Raw genomic sequence first — 19,574 nt, forward strand, 5'->3', positions numbered from 1 at the left:
CGGGCGGGGCCGGGAGGGGTCGGGCCGGGCGGGGACATCTCGAACGGATACCCGGAGGGCGGGGGCGGTTACCCGCGCGTCGGGTGGCGCGTTGGCCCGGTATGACCACGCTCGAAACCCCTGGGACAAGAACCGGACGGCGGCGGCGCCCGGCGCAGTCCGGCTACGAAGAATCGGTTCCGCGCCGTGAAGAATCGGTTCAGCAGCGGCAGTCGGACCCGCCGATCTACCATGCGCTGCTGGCCCGCTGGGCCGCCGACGGGCGCACCCTGCCGGGCCGCCGCGATCCGGAGTGGTCCCGGGTCGCCACCTCCCCGATCTGGCCGACCGGCCCGCTCTACGACGGCGGCCAGTAGGGAGCGGCCGGGGGTGAATCGGCGCACTCCCTGTGCGCTCCCCGTGCTGCCTCGCCGGGGCGGGGGCCGGGCTGCACCCTGGGCCCATGACCGACCCGAATCGGCTCTTGGCCGAATACCGGCGCGACGGCTTTGTCGTCGTACCCCCGATGACCCCGCCCGGGATATGGGGTCCCCTGACCGAGGAACTGCCCGCCGTGCTCGCCGAGGAGGGACCGCAGCGGTTCTTCGAGGAGGACGGCACGACCGTGCGCGCCGTCTACGGACTCCACCGCAGGGGCGGTCCCTGGCAGGCGCTGGCCGAGGCGTCGCCGCTGACCGCACTGGCCCGGCTGCTCCTCGGCGAGGACATGTACGTGTACCAGTGGAAGGTCAATCCGAAGGCGGCCCGCCGCGGCGACCGCTGGCAGTGGCACCGGGACTTCGACTTCTGGCGGGCCGCCGACGGGATGCGGCGCCCGGCGGCGCTCACCGCCGCCGTGTTCCTCGACGAGGTCACCGAGGAGAACGGGCCGCTGCGCCTGATCCCGGGCACGCACACCGACCGGCCGGCGGCGCCCGCGCCCGCCGGGGACACCGGGGACACCGGGCCCGCGGAAGGCGGGGAGGGCGACTGGGCCTGGATCACGTCGAGCCGGAACGCCTACGCGCTCCCGGCCCCCTCGACCGAGGAGCTCGCCCGCACCCGGGGCGTGCACGAGGCCACCGGCCCGGCCGGCACGGCGGTCTTCTTCCACGGCAACCTGGTGCACAGCTCGGGCCCGAACCGCTCCACGCGCGCCCGTACCCTCGCCCTGATCAGCTACAACGCGGTGTCCAACGCCCCGCCGGCCGATCACCCCGCCGCGCGCCAGGACCTCTTCGTCAACCACGACGCGAAGCCCCTGCCCGTCGGGGACGACCGGGACTAGGCCGTGTCCCTCGGATCAGGCCTGGCCGCGCCGAACGGTTCGTTCGGTTCGGCGCCGGCCGGGCGTACCTCCCGGACCGGCCCGGGAATCAGCGGGACTCGGGGCCGGCCAGGTGGCGGGCGATGACCATGCGCTGGATCTGGTTGGTGCCCTCGACGATCTGGAGGACCTTCGCCTCGCGCATCAGGCGCTCCACCGGGAAGTCCGCGGTGTAGCCGTAGCCGCCGAGGACCTGGACCGCGTCCGTGGTGACGGCCATGGCGGCGTCCGTGCAGAACAGCTTGGCCATCGCCGCCTGGCGGGAGAACGGCTTGCCGGCGTCGCGCAGCCGCGCCGCCGCCAGGTACAGCGCCCGGCCGGCCTCGATCTTGGTCGCCATGTCGGCGAGCATGAAGCGCAGGCCCTGGAAGTCCGCGATGGGGTGCCCGAACTGCTTGCGGTCCAGGGCGTACGCGAGGGCCTCGTCCAGGGCGGCCTGCGCGACGCCGATGGCGCAGGCGGCGATGCCCAGGCGGCCCGCGTCCAGGGCGGCCAGCGCGATGGTGAAGCCCTGGCCCTCCTCGCCGATGCGGCGGGTGTCCGGGACGCGGACCCCGTCGAAGTGCAGCTGGGCCGTGGGCGAGCCCTTCATGCCCATCTTCTTCTCGGGGACGGCGGCCGTCAGGCCCTCCGCGTCACCGGGCACCAGGAAGGCGGTGATGCCCTTGGGGCCCTCGCCACCGGTGCGCGCGAGGACGGTGTAGAAGTCGGCGACCCCGCCGTGGGTGATCCAGGCCTTGGTGCCGGTGATGATCCAGTCGTCGCCGTCCCGTACGGCCTTCGTGGTCAGCGAGGCGGCGTCGGAGCCGGAGGCGGGCTCGGAGAGGCAGTACGCGCCGAGCAGGCCGCCGCCGAGCATGGCGGGCAGGTGGGCCTTCTGCTGCTCCTCGGTGCCGTATCCGGCCAGGCCGTGGCAGGACAGGGAGTGCACGCTGACGCCGAGCCCGACCGTCAGGCGGGCCGCGGCGAGCTCCTCCAGGACCTGGAGGTAGACCTCGTACGGCTGCTCGCCGCCGCCGTACTCACCGGCGTACGGGAGACCGAGCAGGCCGGCCTCGGACAAGAGGGTGAAGATCGCGCGCGGGAACTTGCCGGCGTCCTCCTCGTCGGCGGCCACGGGGCGGATCTCCCGCTGGGCGATCTCTCGCACGAGCGCGAGAAGATCCCGGGACTCCTCGGTGGGCAGCTGACGGTCCACCGGCTGCGGGGCGCGGTCTGTCATGGCGGCGCTCTCCTCCCTCGTCGGGCACGGCGGCGGCACGTGAGGTGTGGGACGGGCCGCCGGGTCTCGGTGCTTCTCACAGCCGATACTGCCCTCCCGGATCACGGAAGCGGCAGATCAGTGGCTGCGGGCGGCTTGAGTATGCCCGATCAGGGACCTCCCGTCACTGGGGCAAGATCACCGGCCGACTCGAACGCGTCTTCGGGCAGGGGCGGCGGCGGACACTCCGGGACGAACTCCCCGATCACCGTCAGCGTCGCCCGCAGCTGGCGGACGAGGAGGGCCCCGAGCCGGTCCCGGTCGGGCTGCCGCGAGGCGGATTCCGGATGGCCGTCCACCGCGGCGGCCGCCTCAACATCGGCATCCGCGTCGGCATCGGCAGCCAGGGCGCCGATCCACTCCAGCGTGGTTCCCTCGACCCCGGACAGCCAGCCCACGAGCGCGAGCCGGGCGAGCGGCGGGACGGCACGGTGCCCGTACGCGCCTTCGGCGATGGTGGCCACCAGCTCCTCCCGCACCGCGTCGCGGATCGCGAGCACCTCGGCGTCGGAGCCCACTCCCCCGGTGACGATCGTGCGGTAGGCGGCCTGGTGGTGCTCGGCGTAGTGGAGGTAGCCGTCGATGGTGCGGCGCACCCGCTCGGCCTTGGGCAGGTCCGGCTCCCCGGCGGCGCGGGCGACGAGCTCGGCCACCGAGTCCTCGACGATGGCGAGGTAGTAGCCGCGCTTGCTCTTGAAGTAGTAGTAGATCAGCCCCTTGGCGACGCCCGCCTGTTTGGCGATGTCGTCCATGGAGAGCGCGTCGTACGAGGTGTCGGCGAACAACTTGCGCCCGGTCGCTATGAGTTCGGCCCTGCGGACCTGCGAACGCTCGCTCGCACCCCGCTGTTGACTATTATTCAAATTCGGCCCTAGCCTCGAACTGCCACAGGATGCCCGCAGTATGGCAGACCTGCCTCATGCACTTCCCCTGCGCACCGGACGACGTACGGGAGGCACTTCCATGAGTACGAACAGAGCCCTGAACAGCGGCGCGGACCGCGACCCGGACGGCCACGCGGACACTCCCCGCGGGCGCGAAGGCCGGGTCCACTGGCGGAAGTCGGCCGCGGTCGCGGTGCCCGCGGTCCTCGCGGTCGGGGCGATGGCGGTGGTCATGGCGCAGGGCGCGCTCGCCGCGTCGTTCGCCGTCTCGGGGACCGCCTTCCAGGTCTCTTCCTCGAAGCTGAGCAGCAAGGGCCTGGCCTCGTACGTGCAGACGGACCGATCCGTCGACGGCAAGGGGCATCCGGTCGCGCTGCTCGGCATCGGCGAGGCCACGCTCGCCGACATCTGCCAGGCCGCCGAGGTGGACACCCCGCTGGGCAAGGTGGTCTTCAAGCTGACCGCGGGCGGTCCGGCCGGGGAGGTCACCGCGAGCGACCTCGTCATCGACGGCGAGGACCTCGACGGCGACGCTACGTTCGGCACGGCGCAGATCGGCCGCGACGCCTCGACCCTCGACCAGGTGGAGGGGGTCAAGGGGGAGCCGGGGAAGTTCGGCCTCCAGGCCGGGAACATCGAGGTCATCGGGGTGAAATCGCACGCCTGGTCCGCGACCGGCGGGAACTTCCGCCTCAAGGGCATGCGGGTGAGCGTCGGCCTGGACGGCGCGAAGTGCTTCTGAGCCGCCTCCGGCTCCCGTCCCCGCTCCCACTCCGGATCCGGCTCCCACTCCGGCTCCGACTCCCGCTGCCACGGCAGCGGAAGCGGCTGCGCGCCTGGCGCCGGACCCGGCCGTTCTGGGGCGGGCTGCTGGTCGTCCTGGGCGGGGCCGAGCTGCTGCTGGTCCCGCTCTCCCCGCTGACCGTGCTGGTGAGTCTCGGCCTCGGCGGGATCGCGGCGATCGGGATCGGCGCCGCACTCGTGGTGGCGGGCCTGTTCCTGTGGTTCCTGCCGCAGACCCGGGCGTACGTCTCCGTCCACGCCCTGCTGCTGTCGGTGCTGTCGTTCCTGGCGACCAACCTGGGCGGCTTCCTGATCGGCATGCTGCTCGGGATCGCCGGGAGCGCGCTGGCCTTCGGGTGGACGCCGCTCGCGGACGAAGCCGCGGAGCAAGCCTCGGACGAAGCGCCGTCGTACGCGCACCGGCCGGGCGGCAGCGGTCCGCGGGCGCTCGCCGCTCTGCTGCCGGTGCTGCTGGCGGCCGCGCTGGCTGTGGGAGCCCCGCCGGCCAGGGCGGCGGCGCCGTCCCACGGGCCGCCGACGGCCCCCCGGACTCCCCCGACGGTCACCACGTCGCTCTTCGCCCCGCAGGGCTTCGCCTTCGCGGGCGTCACCGAGATCGCGACGGCCGACGGGCCGCTGAGGGTGCTGGTGCTGAAGATGGGTGCGGCCTCACTCGCCGACTACCGGCTGCGCACCCGCGACGGCCGCGAGGAGTACGGGCTCGCCGCCGCGTCCCTTGAGCTGCGGGGGAATGTGACCTTGTACCTGACGAAGTTCAGCGGCTGCATCGAAGGGCTGCTGTGCGTCACGTTCAGCCCGGACGGACTCCCCGCTCCCCCGGTGATCCCGCCGTTCGTCTTCATGACCCGGGTCAGCGCGGAACAGGCGCTGGTCACCTCGGACCTGATCGTCACGGACGGCCTGCGGCTGGAGGCCTCGTAAGCGTGGCCCCGAGGGTCAGAGCCAGCCGACCTGCGTGACGAACATGGCGACGACGACCACCAGCGTCCAGCCGAGCACGTGCTCCAGCCACTTGGAGTGGTCCTTGGGGCCGCCGGTCCGGACGAGGTTGCGGGCGCGGGCGGTGAGGGAGGCGCTGTATGCGGTCATACCGTCCAATGTGACAGCGTTCGCGGCTTTCGCGGTAGAGACGAGCGTCACGCGTGGCACACCTCACGCCCGCCCCGGCACGCCACCGGGCCCCGGCCGGCTCGCGGTCGGGGCCCGGTGCGTACGCGGGTCAGGTCGCGCGGTTGCGGCCCGCCATGCCCGCCATGGCGAGGGCGAGCAGCAGCGCGACGGCGCCGGCGATGACGTTGCTGAGCACGCTGCGGGTCGTGCTGACGTCACCGGCGATGACCCAGGGAGCCACGATCGTCCAGGCTCCGATGGCGACCGCCGTCCAGGCCATCGCGTGGGTGCGCTCGTAAGCGGAGCCGAGTCCGCCCATGCACAGGCAGTACGCCACGCCGGCGATCAGGTTGTTGATCGCCAGCGAGCTGAGTCCGCTGAACCCGGCGATCCAGGGCGAGGCCGCCAGGTACAGGCCCGTGATGAGAGCCAGTGCCTCCACGGCCTGCGCGGCGGGGGTGCTGGTGACCCGCTCGAACCGGGAGCGCATCTCGGCGAGGTCGGGGTGGTGTTCGATGCTGTGGGTGGTCATGGCGGGCCGCCTCCTGTAGAAGCCTTTATGTGCCCTTTACGACCTTATGTTCCGCTTATCTACGCTCGCGGTCAACGGGCACTTACGGCACTCCGATCACAGCACCCCCACCGTCCGCAGGGCCGCGATCTGGGCGGGACTCGGGCGGGCCGGGGCGTACAGGTAGCAGACGCCACCGGAGCCGGACGCCACCTTTCCGGCGGAATTGGTGCGCTTCGTCCGCAACCAGACGTTCTCCCATTCCCGGCGCCCGTACACCCGGCGGACGGCCGTGTTGTCGGGCGAGTTCGGGTCGTTGGCCACCACGTCCCCGCCGGCGGTGAAGCCGACGACGGTCATCAGGTGGCCCGCGGTGCCGTAGCCCGCTCCGGTGAGCTCCTCCGCGCGGAAGGACTGCGAGGTGATCACCGGGATGCCGGACCGGACCAGGACCTCCAGGTCGGCGAGGGAGCGGAGCCGGGTGACGACCCCGGCGAGATCGGTGTAGGTGGCGGCGTACGCGGCGTTGAAGGGCCAGTTGCCGCACCCCTTGTACGCGTTGTCGTACGTGGACCGGGCCGCGTGGCAGACCTGCGGGTCGGGGTAGCGGGAATCGACCCAGGCCAGGTCCCCGGCGACGGGCTTGCGGCCCCAGTACTCGATGATCATCTGGGAGGAGGTGGGGCTGCACCAGGCCTCGCCGCCGTTGTCGTACTGGGGGTAGTGGCCCTTGTGGACCTCCTGCGAGTAGCGGGGGACCTTCAGCTCGTGGGCCCGGCCCGAGGGGGCGGAGGCGGGGACGGTGAACCGGTCCGGGACGTCGGAGACCATGGCTCCGGCCAGCCACACCGTCGGGCCCTGGGCGGCGCCGGGCTTGCGGTGGAGGGTCAGGCGCAGCTGCCAGTCCGCGATCCGTACGCCGTTCGCCCGCGCGGGGGCGTCGACGGCCAGGGTGTCGGTCCACACGGTGGTGCTGCCGTCGGTCTGGCCGTCCACGGAGGTGCGGCGGATGTCGCCGTCGCCGGAGGCCCAGCGGCCCATCACGTACCAGGGGGTGGCCGTGCCGCTGCCGTACGTGGCGCGCAGTTCGATCTGGATCCAGGTGCCCGCCGGGGTGTGGGCGTTCCAGGAGACGATCGCCTCGGTGCCGGGCACGCCGGAGCGGTGCACCGGGGAGGTCCAGACCGCGTACTCCCAGGTGGCCTTCTTCGCGGTGTGCGGGTCGCTGTACTCGGTGCGGCCTGCCGGGGTGTCGATCACCAGGCCGGGGCGGGCGCCGGCGAGGGCGGCGGTGCCCTGGTGGGTGCCGGCCCGCCAGTGCGCGTACGCGTACCAGAACCGGTTGTCCACGGTCTTGGCGGCGGCCGCGGCCGCGACTGCGGCTGCGGCCGCCGCCTCTGCTTCCGCTTCCGCCTCGGCGGGACCGGTGTCGCCACCGGCACCGGCCGGGGGCGTCGGGCCGGCGGCCGAGGCCCGGCCGCCCGGGACGGTGGCCGCCGCGGCCGCGGCGAGCGCGACGGCCAGCAGGGCACGGCGTGGTGTGGGTGCGGTCATCGGCGTGGCCCCCAAGGGTCGGTGCGGTTGGGTCGGCTCCCCCACCCTTCCAGTTCCCGCCCGCCGGGCGGCGAAGCCAGGGCCCCGTGTCGGGGTGACGCGGGACCGGGGCGGGCGGGGGTCCTACTCTGGCCGGGTGGAGCCTCAGCAGTCACTTCAGTCACTTGCGCGCGAACTCGTCGCACTGCCCCCGTCGCTGGGCCCGGTCCGGCTGATCGCCGTCGACGGGCACGCCGGATCCGGGAAGAGCACCTTCGCCGGGCGGCTCGCCGAGGCGCTGGGCGGGGCGCCCGTGCTGCACCTGGACGACGTGGCCACCCACGAGGAGCTCTTCGAGTGGCCGGAGCGGCTGCGCGCGCAGGTGCTGGAGCCGCTCGCCGCCGGCCGGCCGGCCCACTGGGCCCCGTACGACTGGGTGGAGCGCCGGTTCGGCCCCGAGCGGGTGCTGGAGCCGGTTCCGGTTCTGCTGATCGAGGGGGTCGGGGCCGGACGGCGGGCGCTGCGCCCGTATCTGGCGCGGCTGCTGTGGATGGAGACCCCGCGCGCGCAGTCCTGGGGGCGCGGGCGAAATCGGGACGGGCGTGAACTTTCCGACTTCTGGGACGGATGGGAGCGCGCGGAGCTCGCGCACTTCGCGGATGATCCTTCGCGCCCCTTCGCGGACACTTTGGTACGCCAGAGCGGTACGGGGTACGAGTGGACTTCCGGGGCGGATGCGACCGCCGGAAGGGCCTCTTCCGTTACGGAAGGTGACGAATTCCCCCGGGCCTGAGCGGCTCCGGAAGGCCGCCCGCGCGGGCCCGCACCGACGTGCTTGACCTGGGCCCCGCACCGGCCTTACGTTCTGAATGCGCGGTCTTTCCAGGCCGCAGCGGACGCGAAGCCCCCGATTGTTCCCCCGTGATCGGGGGCTTCGTTCTGCCCCGGGCCGGGTTCCCACCGGCTCCGCGCGGGCCCGGCCTCCCCGAAATCTTCACCCTGAGTCACCTCGTGCGCCTCTGGTGCGCCTCCGACCGGTGCTCGCCGCACCCTACGTATGGTGCTTGGCCGCAGGTACGATGCATCCCTGATTTCATCGGCGCAGTGGACAACTCGCGGGCGCGACGCGGGGGTTGCTGTGCACCACGGGGGCAGGCTTGTGGGGGATGTGATGGATTTCGGCACGCCGGGCACGCACGCCCCGGCCGAACTCGCCTGGCTGCGCGGGGTGGACGCCTGCACCATGGGCGCCTATCCGCAGGCCGAGGAGGAGTTCCGGGCGGCCGTACGACTGGATCCCTCGATGGCCGACGCATGGCTGGGCCTGCACGCGCTCCGGGTGGACACCACGAACGCCTTATTGCGCATGTACGCCCACCGCGACCGCTTCGGCGAGCAGCGGGCCCGCCACCGGCGGACCCTGAACTCCTGGTACTGGCTGGGCTGGTGGGTACAGCCGGTGCTGGAGAGCCGGCGGGACCTCCTGCTGGCCCACGCCTCGCACTGGCTGGACGGCCGGCACGTCCCCGAGCTGGACCAGGCGCTGGCCGCGCTGCCGCCGGTGGACGCCGATGTGCAGGTTCGGTTCCTGCACGCCTGCCGGGCCTACCTGGTCAAGGACTGGGAGCAGCTGGTGCGGCACACCGAGCCGCTGGTGGACGATCCGCTGCTGGGGATCGAGGCGGGCCTGTTCGGCGGGATGGCCCGGGTCCGTCTGGAGATGTACGGGCAGGCCGAGCCGATGCTGTCGGCGGCGCTGATGCGCTGCCGCAGCGAGCAGCCGCAGCGCAAGGAGCTGCGGTACTGGCTGGCGCGGGCGCACGAGGGGACCGGGCGCAGCGCGGCGGCGCTGCCGCTGTACCGGGCGGTGCACCGGGTGGACCCGGCGTTCATGGACACGGCCGCCCGGCTGACGGCGATCGAGGACAGCGACTACGTCGACGGGGCCGACGGATACGCCGGATACGCCGCGTCCGGCTACGAGGGGTACGCGGGCCACGATCTCTCGCCGGTCGGCGGGGACTTCGCGGCCGTGGCCCTCGGCGGCGGCCCCGTCCAGGACATCGCGGCGGACGGACAGGCGGAGCCGGACCCACTGGTCTCGCCGGATCCGGATCCGCGGTTCGGGGCTCCGGGGGGCACGGGCACGGGCCGGGTGGAGGGCGTGCGCCGCAAGGTGGCGGTCCCGCCGCAGACCGCGCCCGGGGGGCTGCCGGCCGGGCCGGCCGATCCGGCGCTGCTCGCCGAGGCGCTGGCGGAGCTGGAGCGGATGGTGGGCCTGGAGCCGGTGAAGCGGCAGGTGAAGGCCCTCTCGGCGCAGCTGCACATGGCCCGGCTGCGCGCCGGGCAGGGGCTGCCGGTACAGCCGCCGAAGCGGCATTTCGTCTTCTCCGGGCCGTCGGGCACGGGCAAGACGACGGTGGCGCGGATCCTGGGCCGGGTGTTCTACGCGCTCGGGCTGCTGGGCGGGGACCATCTGGTGGAGGCCCAGCGAGCGGACCTGGTCGGCGAGTTCCTCGGGCAGACCGCCGTGAAGGCGAACGAGCTGATCGACTCCGCGATCGGCGGGGTGCTGTTCGTGGACGAGGCGTACAGCCTCTCCAACACCGGCTACAGCAAGGGCGACGCGTACGGGGACGAGGCGCTCCAGGTGCTGCTGAAGCGGGCGGAGGACAACCGGGACCACCTGGTGGTGATCCTGGCCGGCTATCCGGCCGGGATGGACCGGCTGCTGGCCGCCAATCCGGGGCTGTCCTCGCGGTTCACGACCCGGGTGGACTTCCCCAGCTACCGGCCGCTGGAACTGACCGCGATCGGCGGGGTGCTGGCGGACGCGAACGGGGACTGCTGGGACGCGGAGGCCCTGGAGGAGCTGCGCAGCATCAGCGGGCACGTGGTGGAGCAGGGCTGGATCGACGAGCTGGGCAACGGCCGCTTCCTGCGCACCCTGTACGAGAAGAGCTGCGCGTACCGGGATCTGCGGCTGGCGGGCTTCCCGGGCGAGCCCTCCCGGGAGGACCTGGCGACGCTGCGGCTGCCGGACCTGATGCAGGCGTACGGGGAGGTCCTGTCGGGCCGCGGCCCGCAGGACCGCGACCGGCCGGAGCCGCCGCCGCTGTAGCGGGGGCGGCTCCGGCCCCCGCCACGGCGGCGCCTCACACTCCGGCGGTGCTGGCCTGCCGGGGGCCCGGGCGGCGGGCCGGGACGCGGTGCGCGGGGTCGCGCACCTCGCCGACCAGCATCTCCAGGACGTCCTCCAGGGCGACCAGCCCCAGCACCCGGCCGGCCGGGTCGGCGACCTGGGCCAGATGGGTGGCGTCCCGGCGCATGACGCTGAGCGCGTCGTCCAGCGGGAGGGTGGCGGACAGGGTGGTCATCCGCCGCCAGACCCGCTGGGGCACGGCGCGCTCCCGTTCCTCCAGGTCCAGTACGTCCTTGACGTGGACGTAGCCCATGAAGGCGCCGTTCTCGGAGCGGACCGGGAACCGGGAGTAGCCGGTGCGGACGGTCAGCTGCTCGATCTGGCGCGGGGTCGCCGAGGGGCCGACCGTGACGAGCCGTTCCCGCGGGAGCAGGACGTCGGTGACCGGGCGGCTGCCCAGTTCCAGGGCGTCCTCCAGGCGCTCCTGCTCGCCCGGCTCCAGGAGCCCGGCCTGCCGGGAGTCCTCGACGAGCCGGCCGAGCTGGGCGCTGGTGTAGACGGCTTCGACCTCGTCCTTGGGCTCCACCTTGAACAGGCGCAGGACCAGGTGCGCGCAGGAGCCGAGCGCGCTGGTGACGGGTCCGCACAGCCGGGCGAAGGCCACCAGGCCCGGGCTGAACCAGAGGGCGGTCTTCTCCGGCGCGGCCATGGCGAGGTTCTTGGGCACCATCTCGCCGATGACCAGGTGCAGGAAGACGACGGCGGCGAGCGCCACCGCGTAGCCCAGCGGGTGGATCATGCCCTGCGGGACGTGCGCCGCGTGGAAGAGCGGCTCCAGCAGGCGGGCCACCGTCGGCTCGGCGACCGCGCCGAGGGTCAGGGAGCAGACGGTGATGCCGAACTGGGCCGCCGCCATCATCCGCGGCAGGTTCTCCAGTCCGTACAGCACCTGGCGGGCCCGCTTGGACTCCTTGGCCAGCGGCTCGATCTGGCTGCGCCGTACGGAGACGAGCGCGAACTCGGCGCCGACGAAGAAACCATTGGCCAGGACCAGGAGCAGGGCGAAGAGCAGTTGGAGGGCGTTCATCGGCCGGCGCCTTCCAGCTGGGCCGACTGGGCCGGCTGCGGCGAGCGGGCGTCCGGGGAGGCCTGCCGGCCGGGTCCGGTGCGTACGGAGCCGGTGTCGATCAGGACGGTGGCGCGGGCGGCCTCGGGGCCGGTCCCGTGCCCGGCGGCGGGGACGCTGCCCAGCCTGACCAGCCTGACGCGTTCGGCGCGGTTGCGGCCGACCTGGCGGACGGACAGCTTCCAGCCGGGCAGTTCGGCACGGTCCCCGGGGGCGGGGATCCGGCCCAGCAGGTCCGCGACGAGGCCGGCGACGGTCTCGTACGGGCCTTCGGGCACCTCCAGGCCTATCCGGCGCAGGGTCTGCACCCGGCAGCTGCCGTCGGCCTCCCAGGAGGGACGGCCGTCCTCGGCGGGCACGGCGGCCAGTTCCGGGCTCTCGTCCTCGGCGAGGTCGTGCTCGTCGCGGACCTCGCCGACGAGCTCCTCCACGATGTCCTCCAGGGTGACCACCCCGGCGGTGCCGCCGTACTCGTCGACGACGACGGCCATGGGCTGCTCGCTGCGCAGCCGCTCCAGCAGCGGCTGCACCGGCAGGGAGCCGGGCACCAGCAGCGGGGCGACGCAGATGCGGCTCACGGTGGTGCGGGCGCGCTCGGACTCGGGCACGGCGAGGGCGTCCTTGAGGTGGACGACCCCGGTGACCTCGTCGATGCGCTCCCGGTAGACCGGGAACCGGGACAGCCCGGTGGCGCGGGTCAGGTTCAGCACGTCGGCCGCGGTGGCCGTGTGCTGGAGGGCGCTGACCTTCACCCGGGGGGTCATGACGTGCTGGGCCGTGAGCTCGCCCAGCGAGAGGGTCCGTACGAAGAGGTCGGCGGTGTCCTGTTCGAGGGCACCGGCCTGGGCCGAATGGCGGACCAGGGAGACCAGTTCACCGGGGGTGCGGGCGGAGGCCATCTCCTCGGCCGGCTCCACGCCGAGCGCCCGTACGAGACGGTTGGCGACGGCGTTGAGGCCGGCGATGACCGGCCGGAAGGCACGGGAGAAGACCTGCTGCGGGCCGGCCACGAAACGGGCCACCTGCAGCGGCCGGGAGACGGCCCAGTTCTTCGGGACGAGCTCGCCGACGACCATCTGGACGGCGGAGGCGAGCAGCATGCCGATGAAGACGGCGACGCCGGAGACGGCTCCCGCGGGCAGGCCGGTGGCCGCGAGCGGCCCGGCCAGCAGTCCGGCGAGGGCCGGTTCGGCGAGCATGCCGACCACGAGGGAGGTGATGGTGATGCCGAGCTGGGTGCCGGAGAGCTGGAAGGACAGCTCCCGCAGGGCTTCGACCACCGTGCGGGCACGGCGGTCGCCGTCGGCTGCGGCGCGTTCGGCCTCGGGACGTTCCACGGTGACGAGGCCGAACTCGGCCGCCACGAAGAAGCCGTTGGCGAGGATCAGGGCGAATGCCGCCACGAGCAGGAGTAGCGGGATGGTCATGCCGCCGCCTCCGTGGGGAGGGCGGCGCGGGTACTACCGGACGATCCGTCCATTGCTGGAGGGAGTCACTCCTCAAGTCGCAGGTGCCCGCGGGCCTCGGGGTCCCGGGGCCGGTGGGAGGGCGTAGGGGTGCGCCCCGCCACCAGGGTAGTCACTGAGATCGCCGCCGCAATGGGACGCAGCCGTCGGCTGTGGCTCCGGTGCTTCGTCCGAGAGCCGCTCAAGGCCCGTTCGAGGCGCGTTCGAGGCCCGTTCCACGGCTGTTCGCCGCTTGTTCGGGCTCCGCTGTCCGGGGTGCGCCGTTCGGACGCACGTGCGGCGGGCGGGGTCAGTGGTGGTGCGGCCCGGTTCCCCGGGCCTCGGCGAGCGCGCGCAGCGCGCGGGCGTCGCCGATGGCCTGCTGCTTGGCCACGCCGGGCTGGATGCCGAGCGCGGGCAGGCTCGTACCGTCGCTGAGGTCCAGGAACACCCACGGGTCGCCCGGGCGGAGGTTGACGCGCAGGATCTGCGCCCACTCCAGGCGGCGGGTGTTGGTCAGGTTCACGACGGTGACGCCCGCCTCGTCCGCGACCACCTTGGGGCGGCTGAGCAGGACGAGGACGGACGACAGCAGGACGGCGGTGAAGATGAAGCTGATCCGCTCCCCCGGGCCGAGGTTCTCCAGCAGGAGGGCGATCGCCGTGATGGTGGCGAACATGGCGAGCCCGACGCCCAGCAGGACGGCCCTGGTACGGGTCGGCCGGAAGGTGACCGGCAGGGCGGGCAGTGCGGGCTGGGCGGCGGACTCGGCCATGATGCGGGAGATGCCTTCGGGAGGGGGCGTACGGATCGTGGGGGCGTACGGGTCAGAGACGGCAGGCGTGGATCGAGGTGGTGAGGATCGCGCGCGCGCCGAGCTCGTACAGGTCGTCCATGATCCGCTGCGCCTCCTTGGCCGGGACCATCGCGCGGACGGCGACCCAGCCCTCGTTGTGCAGCGGGGAGATGGTCGGCGACTCCAGGCCCGGGGTGAGGGCGACGGCCCGCTCCAGGTGCTCGGCGCGGCAGTCGTAGTCCATCATCACGTAGCTGCGGGCCACGAGGACGCCCTGGAGGCGCCGCAGGAACTGCTGGGCCTGCGGGTTCTCGGCGTCGGCGCCGTTGCGGCGGATGACCACGGCCTCGGAGGTGAGGATCGGCTCGCCGATGACCTCCAGGCCGGCGTTGCGCAGGCTGGTGCCGGTCTCGACGACGTCCGCGATGACCTGGGCGACGCCGAGCTGGATGGCGGTCTCGACCGCGCCGTCCAGGTGCACGACGGAGGCGTCGATGCCCTGCTCGGCGAGGTGCTTGGCGACGATTCCCTCGTACGAGGTCGCGATCGTCATCCCCGTGAAGTCCTCGGGGCCCTTCGCGGTGCCGGGCTTGGTGGCGTAGCGGAAGGTGGAGCGGCCGAAGTTCAGCGGGAGGATCTCCTCCGCGCTGGCACCGGAGTCGAGCAGCAGGTCACGGCCGGTGATGCCGATGTCGAGCTTGCCCGAGGCGACGTAGATCGCGATGTCCTTCGGACGGAGGTAGAAGAACTCCACGCCGTTCTCGGGGTCGAGGACGACGAGCTCCTTGGACTCCTTGCGCTGGCGGTAGCCGGCCTCATGGAGCATCGCCGACGCCGCTCCGGAGAGTGAACCCTTGTTGGGGACGGCGATGCGCAGCATGGGGCTTCCTTCAGTGCGTGATTGCGAAACGTGTGGATGAGCGGCGGGCGGGGGACCCGCGGGACGGGCTGCGGCCTAGAGGTGCGCGTAGACGTCGTCGAGGGAGATCCCGCGCGCGACCATCATCACCTGGACGTGGTACAGCAGCTGGGAGATCTCCTCGGCGGCGGCTTCCTTGCCCTCGTACTCGGCGGCCATCCAGACCTCGGCGGCCTCCTCGACGATCTTCTTGCCGATCGCATGGACGCCCTTGCCGACGAGCTCGGCGGTGCGGGAGGAGCCGGGGTCGCCGGTGGCGGCCTTGAGCTGAAGCTCGCTGAAGAGCTCTTCGAAACTCTTGGAGGGTGTGTTCGCCATGATGGTCCTCAGAATACGGGGTCCCCCGCCACCACTCAGTGCCAGGGTTCGCTGACGGACCGCAGGGTCACAGCGGTCGAGACGGCGGCGATGACCGCTTCGTGTCCCTTGTCCTCGTTCGACCCCTCGAGCCCGGCGCGGTCCAGCGCCTGCTCGTCGTTGTCGCAGGTCAGTACGCCGAAGCCGACGGGGACTCCGGTGTCGATCGACACCTGCACCAGGCCTTGGGTGACGCCCTGGCAGACGTATTCGAAGTGCGGGGTGCCGCCGCGGATGACGACTCCGAGGGCGACGATGGCATTGTAGCCGCGGCCGGCCAGCACCTTCGCCGCGACCGGGAGCTCGAAGCTGCCCGGGACGCGGAGCAGGGTGGGCTCGTCGATGCCCAGTTCGTGCAGGGCGCGCAGGGCGCCGTCGACGAGGCCGTCCATGACCTTCTCGTGCCACTGGGCCGCGATGACGGCGACCCGGAGGTCTCCGCAGTTCCTGACACTCAGTTCGGGTGCGCCCTTGCCGCTCACAGCTGTGCTCCTCGGTTCTTCGTGGTTCGTCGTGGTTCGTGGTGGTTCGTGGTGTGTGGTGCGTGCTGCTGGTGCTGCGTACGTGCTTACTGGTTGCCGCAGGCGGACGTGGTCACGCCCTGGTCCAGCCAGGGCAGGTCGTGGCCCATCCGGTCCCGCTTCGTGCGCAGGTACCGCAGATTGTGCTCGCCCGCCTCCGTGGGCATGGCCACCCGGTCGTTGACCGCGATGCCGTGCCGTACGAGGGCCGCGGACTTGTCGGGGTTGTTGGTCAGCAGCCGGACGCTCTTGACGCCGAGGTCGGCGAGGATCTGCGCGCCGGCGCCGTAGTCGCGGGCGTCGGCCGGCAGGCCGAGTTCCAGGTTGGCGTCCAGGGTGTCGCGGCCGCGCTCCTGGAGCTCGTACGCGCGCAGCTTGGACACCAGTCCGATGCCGCGGCCCTCGTGGCCGCGCAGGTAGACGACCACGCCGCGGCCCTCGTCCTTGATGCGGGCCATGGAGGCGTGCAGCTGGGGGCCGCAGTCGCAGCGCAGGGAGTGGAAGATGTCTCCGGTCAGGCACTCGGAGTGGACTCTGACCACGACGTCCTGGCCGTCGCCGATCTCGCCGTGGACGAGGGCCACGTGCTCGACGCCGTCGGCGGTGGAGCGGTAGCCGTACGCCGTGAAGTCGCCGTGGGCGGTCGGCAGGGCGACCGTCGCCTCGCGGCGCACGGTCGGCTCGGCGGAGCGGCGGTAGGCGATCAGGTCCTCGATGGAGATGATCGTCAGGCCGTGCTTGCGGGCGAACGGGATCAGCTCGGGCAGGCGCAGCATGACGCCGTCCTCGCCGGCGATCTCCACGATCGCGCCGACGGGGCGCAGGCCCGCGAGGCGGGCGAGGTCGACGGCGGCCTCGGTGTGGCCGTTGCGGACCAGGACGCCGCCGGGCTTGGCGCGCAGCGGGAAGACGTGGCCGGGGCGCACGAAGTCCGAGGGCTCGGAGACGCCGTCCGCGAGCATCCGCAGGGTGGTGGAGCGGTCCGCGGCCGAGATGCCGGTGGTGACGCCGTGGGCGGCACTGGCGTCGACGGAGACGGTGAAGGCGGTCTGCATCGACTCGGTGTTCTTCTGGACCATCTGGGGCAGCTCCAGCCGCTCCAGCTCGGGGCCCTCCATCGGGGCGCAGATCAGGCCCCGGCACTCGCTCATCATGAACGCGACGATCTCGGGGGTCGCCTTCTCGGCGGCGATGACGAGGTCGCCCTCGTTCTCGCGGTCCTCGTCGTCGACGACGACCACCGGCCGGCCGGCCGCGATGTCGCGGATGGCCTGCTCGACGGGGTCGAGCCGGAAGACGGCGTCGAGGACGGCGTCGATGTCGGGCACGGGCTTGAGGGTGGTCATGCCGTTGCTCCTTCCAGGGCCGGGGCGGGGGTGGTGCGCGAACGCTGGTACCAGTCGTGGGCGCCCCACAGGACGAGCGCGAAGTAGACGACGTAGACGAGGCCGGAGAAGGCCAGTCCGTTGGTGAAGGCGAGCGGGACGCCGACCAGGTCGACGAGGAGCCAGGCGAACCAGAACTCGACCAGGCCGCGGGCCTGGGCGACCATCGCGACGATCGTGCCGACGAAGATGTAGGCGTCGGCCCACGGGCTCCACGACAGGTTCGGGAAGAGCGTGAACAGGCCGCCGACGGCCAGGGTGCCGAGGGCCGCCCCGCCGAGGAGCAGTCCGCGCTCCGTCCAGGTGGCGGTGCGCACCGCGAGGGTGCCGTCCTGGGCCTTCTGGCGGCCGCGCTGCCAGGCGCGCCAGCCCCAGGCGGCCACGCCGATGACGAGGAGCTGCTTGCCGACGCCGCCGGCGAGGTGGGCGGAGGCGTAGGCGGCTATGAGGATCAGGCCGGACAGGAGCTGGGCGGGCCAGGTCCATATGGAGCGCCGCCAGCCGAGGGCGAGGGCGGCCAGGCCCATCAGGTTGCCGATCATGTCGGACCAGATGACCTTCTGGCCGAAGACCGCGAAGGCCTCCGCGTTGAGCCAGGTCAGGGCGGTCACTGCTGGTCCTCCTTGGCGGTCAGCGGGTCCACTCCGGCGGCGAGCAGGCGCTCGACGTACTTCGCGAGCACGTCGACCTCCAGGTTGACCGGGTCGCCGGCCTGCTTGAGGCCGAGGGTGGTCAGCGCGAGGGTGGTGGGGATGAGGCTGATGGTGAACCAGTCCGCGGCGGCCTCGACCACGGTGAGGCTGACGCCGTCCACCGTGATGGAGCCCTTCTCCACGACGTACCGGGACAGGTTCCGCGGGAGCGAGACCTTGACGATCTCCCAGTGTTCGGAGGGCGTCCTGGACAGGATCTCGCCGGTGCCGTCCACGTGCCCCTGGACCAGGTGTCCGCCGAGCCGTCCGCCCAGCGCCATCGGGCGCTCCAGGTTGACCCGGGAGCCCGCGCGGAGGGCGCCGAGGCTGGAGCGGTTCAGGGTCTCCTGCATGACGTCGGCGGTGAACTCGCCGTCGCCGGTCTCCACGACGGTCAGGCAGACGCCGTTGACGGCGATGGAGTCGCCGTGCTTGGCGCCGTCGGTGACGACGGGGCCGCGCAGGCGGAAGCGGGAGGCCTCCGAGAGCTGCTCGACGGCGGTGACCTCGCCCAGTTCTTCGACGATTCCGGTGAACACTCAGTGCTCCTTGGGGGCGGTGGGGGTGGGGACGGCTTCGGGTACGGGTACGGCGGTGATGCGCAGATCGGTGCCGACGCGGACGGCCTCGGTGATGTCGAGGCGCACCGCGCGGGAGATGTTGGTGATGCCGGCGTCGGCGAGGGCGGCGGGGCCGGAGCCGAGGAGGGCCGGGGCGAGGTAGCCGACGACGCGGTCGACGGCTCCGGCTTCGAGGAAGGCGCCCGCGAGCGTGGGGCCGCCTTCCAGGAAGACGGAGCGCACGCCGCGGGCGTACAGCCGGCCGAGCAGGTCGTGGACGGCGATGCGGCCGTCGTGCAGGGGGAGCCGGAGCAGGTCGACGCCCGGCAGGTGGCGGGTGTCGGCGTCCTCGCCGACGACGAGCAGCGTGGGTGCGGCGTCGTCGAGGATGCGGGCGGTCGCCGGCAGGCCGGCGCGGGTGTCGAGGGCGACGCGCAGGGGCTGGGTGGCCCCTTCGATGCCGCGTACGGCCAGGTGCGGGTCGTCGGTGCGCAGGGTGCCGCCGCCCACGAGGACGGCGTCGGCCTCGGCGCGCAGCCGGTGGACGTCGGCGCGGGACTCGGGGCCGGTGATCCAGCGGCTGGTGCCGTCCGCGGCGGCGCTGCGGCCGTCGAGGGTGGCGGCGTACTTCCAGGTCACGTGCGGGCGGCCCAGGCGTACGGAGGTGAGCCAGGCGGCGTTGCCGGCCGCTGCCTCGGCCTCCAGGTAACCGCCCTCGGCCTTGATCCCGGCGGCGCGCAGGGTGGCGGCGCCGCCGCTGGCCTGCGGGTTCGGGTCCGGGACGGCGTAGACCACGCGGGTGACGCCGGCCTCGACGAGCGCCTGGGCGCAGGGGCCCGTACGACCGGTGTGGTTGCAGGGTTCGAGGGTGACGTACGCGGTGCCGCCGCGGGCCGCTTCGCCCGCGGCGCGCAGGGCGTGGACCTCGGCGTGCGGGCCGCCGGCCCGCTCGTGCCAGCCTTCGCCGACGACGGTGCCCGCGGCGTCGGTGATGACGCAGCCGACGACCGGGTTGGGGCTGGTGGAGCCGAGGCCGCGGGCGGCGAGCTCGACGGCGCGGCGCATGGCCTGCGCGTCGGCGACGGCGTCGGCATCGGCCACGGGCGCGCCGAAGGCGTCGTGCGGTGCGTGCGCGGCGTGGTTCGCCACCGGGTCCTCCTGCCTCGTCGGGCACGGACTCCGGGGCCTGTCGGGATACGACAGATGAAGCGGTACAGCACAC

General features: G+C 72.9%; 21 protein-coding genes. 6 read left to right on the top strand and 15 right to left on the bottom strand.

From position 1 onward, the window contains the following. Positions 1 to 101 precede the first annotated feature (101 nt). Together ADK52_RS35290 and ADK52_RS35295 are read left to right on the top strand one after the other, a co-directional pair. Positions 102 to 356 carry a hypothetical protein gene (locus ADK52_RS35290; RefSeq protein ID WP_053693942.1) on the top strand — a complete coding sequence of 85 codons (255 nt, stop codon included), beginning with the start codon at positions 102 to 104 and terminating at the stop codon, positions 354 to 356. 86 nt (positions 357 to 442) lie between these two features. Beyond that, positions 443 to 1,267, top strand: coding sequence for a phytanoyl-CoA dioxygenase family protein (locus ADK52_RS35295; RefSeq protein ID WP_078988845.1), 825 nt, complete (start codon positions 443 to 445; stop codon positions 1,265 to 1,267). 88 nt (positions 1,268 to 1,355) lie between these two features. Here the strand turns inward: ADK52_RS35295 and ADK52_RS35300 are convergent, their stop codons facing one another. Further along, positions 1,356 to 2,528, bottom strand: a complete 1,173-nt coding sequence (locus tag ADK52_RS35300; protein ID WP_053693944.1) for an acyl-CoA dehydrogenase family protein — start codon at positions 2,526 to 2,528, stop codon at positions 1,356 to 1,358. 149 nt (positions 2,529 to 2,677) lie between these two features. Continuing rightward, positions 2,678 to 3,430, bottom strand: coding sequence for a TetR/AcrR family transcriptional regulator (locus ADK52_RS35305; RefSeq protein WP_053693945.1), 753 nt, complete (start codon positions 3,428 to 3,430; stop codon positions 2,678 to 2,680). A 100-nt stretch (positions 3,431 to 3,530) separates the two neighbouring features. Between ADK52_RS35305 and ADK52_RS35310 the strand changes: the two genes are divergently transcribed. Both ADK52_RS35310 and ADK52_RS35315 read left to right on the top strand, forming a co-directional pair. Then, positions 3,531 to 4,193 carry a DUF6230 family protein gene (locus ADK52_RS35310; protein ID WP_420714997.1) on the top strand — a complete coding sequence of 221 codons (663 nt, stop codon included), beginning with the start codon at positions 3,531 to 3,533 and terminating at the stop codon, positions 4,191 to 4,193. Continuing rightward, the gene (locus ADK52_RS35315; RefSeq protein ID WP_324615954.1) at positions 4,184 to 5,176 is read left to right on the top strand and encodes a DUF6114 domain-containing protein; all 993 of its coding nucleotides are present in this window, start codon (positions 4,184 to 4,186) and stop codon (positions 5,174 to 5,176) included. Before ADK52_RS35310 ends, ADK52_RS35315 begins: the two co-directional genes overlap by 10 nt. A 15-nt stretch (positions 5,177 to 5,191) precedes the next feature. Here the strand turns inward: ADK52_RS35315 and ADK52_RS41965 are convergent, their stop codons facing one another. From ADK52_RS41965 to ADK52_RS35325, 3 genes are all read right to left on the bottom strand, one after another. Next, the gene (locus ADK52_RS41965) at positions 5,192 to 5,344 is read right to left on the bottom strand and encodes an SCO1431 family membrane protein (RefSeq protein ID WP_106977289.1); all 153 of its coding nucleotides are present in this window, start codon (positions 5,342 to 5,344) and stop codon (positions 5,192 to 5,194) included. 130 nt (positions 5,345 to 5,474) lie between these two features. Further along, the gene (locus ADK52_RS35320) at positions 5,475 to 5,897 is read right to left on the bottom strand and encodes an SPW repeat protein (protein ID WP_053693946.1); all 423 of its coding nucleotides are present in this window, start codon (positions 5,895 to 5,897) and stop codon (positions 5,475 to 5,477) included. Positions 5,898 to 5,993: 96 nt separating this feature from the next. Further along, a complete protein-coding gene (locus ADK52_RS35325) occupies positions 5,994 to 7,430 on the bottom strand; it encodes a C39 family peptidase (protein WP_053693947.1) in 1,437 nt (478 codons plus the stop codon). A 136-nt stretch (positions 7,431 to 7,566) separates the two neighbouring features. Between ADK52_RS35325 and ADK52_RS35330 the strand changes: the two genes are divergently transcribed. Both ADK52_RS35330 and ADK52_RS35335 read left to right on the top strand, forming a co-directional pair. Continuing rightward, positions 7,567 to 8,202 carry a uridine kinase family protein gene (locus ADK52_RS35330; protein WP_053693948.1) on the top strand — a complete coding sequence of 212 codons (636 nt, stop codon included), beginning with the start codon at positions 7,567 to 7,569 and terminating at the stop codon, positions 8,200 to 8,202. Between the two features lie 378 nt (positions 8,203 to 8,580). Beyond that, positions 8,581 to 10,530, top strand: a complete 1,950-nt coding sequence (locus tag ADK52_RS35335; protein WP_053693949.1) for an AAA family ATPase — start codon at positions 8,581 to 8,583, stop codon at positions 10,528 to 10,530. A 34-nt stretch (positions 10,531 to 10,564) separates the two neighbouring features. Here the strand turns inward: ADK52_RS35335 and ADK52_RS35340 are convergent, their stop codons facing one another. The 10 genes from ADK52_RS35340 to ribD all read right to left on the bottom strand — a co-directional run bounded on the left by ADK52_RS35340 (position 10,565) and on the right by ribD (position 19,417). Further along, the gene (locus ADK52_RS35340; protein WP_053693950.1) at positions 10,565 to 11,638 is read right to left on the bottom strand and encodes a hemolysin family protein; all 1,074 of its coding nucleotides are present in this window, start codon (positions 11,636 to 11,638) and stop codon (positions 10,565 to 10,567) included. Beyond that, complete coding sequence (locus ADK52_RS35345; RefSeq protein WP_234344389.1) at positions 11,635 to 13,104, bottom strand: hemolysin family protein; 1,470 nt, start codon at positions 13,102 to 13,104, stop codon at positions 11,635 to 11,637. Before ADK52_RS35345 ends, ADK52_RS35340 begins: the two co-directional genes overlap by 4 nt. Positions 13,105 to 13,432: 328 nt before the next feature. Further along, a complete protein-coding gene (locus tag ADK52_RS35350) occupies positions 13,433 to 13,897 on the bottom strand; it encodes a PH domain-containing protein (RefSeq protein ID WP_030157594.1) in 465 nt (154 codons plus the stop codon). A gap of 52 nt (positions 13,898 to 13,949) precedes the next feature. Continuing rightward, positions 13,950 to 14,798: an ATP phosphoribosyltransferase gene (gene hisG / locus ADK52_RS35355; protein WP_053693951.1), complete on the bottom strand. Its 849-nt coding sequence runs from the start codon at positions 14,796 to 14,798 to the stop codon at positions 13,950 to 13,952. A 75-nt stretch (positions 14,799 to 14,873) separates the two neighbouring features. After that, positions 14,874 to 15,155, bottom strand: a complete 282-nt coding sequence (locus tag ADK52_RS35360) for a phosphoribosyl-ATP diphosphatase (RefSeq protein ID WP_030871828.1) — start codon at positions 15,153 to 15,155, stop codon at positions 14,874 to 14,876. 35 nt (positions 15,156 to 15,190) lie between these two features. After that, a complete protein-coding gene (gene ribH, locus ADK52_RS35365; protein ID WP_030871826.1) occupies positions 15,191 to 15,676 on the bottom strand; it encodes a 6,7-dimethyl-8-ribityllumazine synthase in 486 nt (161 codons plus the stop codon). Positions 15,677 to 15,762: 86 nt separating this feature from the next. Next, complete coding sequence (locus ADK52_RS35370) at positions 15,763 to 17,061, bottom strand: bifunctional 3,4-dihydroxy-2-butanone-4-phosphate synthase/GTP cyclohydrolase II (protein ID WP_053693952.1); 1,299 nt, start codon at positions 17,059 to 17,061, stop codon at positions 15,763 to 15,765. After that, on the bottom strand, positions 17,058 to 17,711 hold the full coding sequence (locus ADK52_RS35375) for a nicotinamide mononucleotide transporter family protein (RefSeq protein ID WP_053693953.1): 654 nt from the start codon (positions 17,709 to 17,711) through the stop codon (positions 17,058 to 17,060). Before ADK52_RS35375 ends, ADK52_RS35370 begins: the two co-directional genes overlap by 4 nt. After that, positions 17,708 to 18,331 carry a riboflavin synthase gene (locus ADK52_RS35380; RefSeq protein ID WP_053693954.1) on the bottom strand — a complete coding sequence of 208 codons (624 nt, stop codon included), beginning with the start codon at positions 18,329 to 18,331 and terminating at the stop codon, positions 17,708 to 17,710. The genes ADK52_RS35375 and ADK52_RS35380 overlap by 4 nt, the downstream gene beginning before the upstream one ends. Next, complete coding sequence (ribD, locus tag ADK52_RS35385) at positions 18,332 to 19,417, bottom strand: bifunctional diaminohydroxyphosphoribosylaminopyrimidine deaminase/5-amino-6-(5-phosphoribosylamino)uracil reductase RibD (protein WP_053694062.1); 1,086 nt, start codon at positions 19,415 to 19,417, stop codon at positions 18,332 to 18,334. Between the last annotated feature and the right edge of the window lie 157 nt (positions 19,418 to 19,574).

The sequence above is a fragment of the Streptomyces sp. WM6372 genome (assembly GCF_001279655.1).
Lineage (GTDB): Bacteria > Actinomycetota > Actinomycetes > Streptomycetales > Streptomycetaceae > Streptomyces.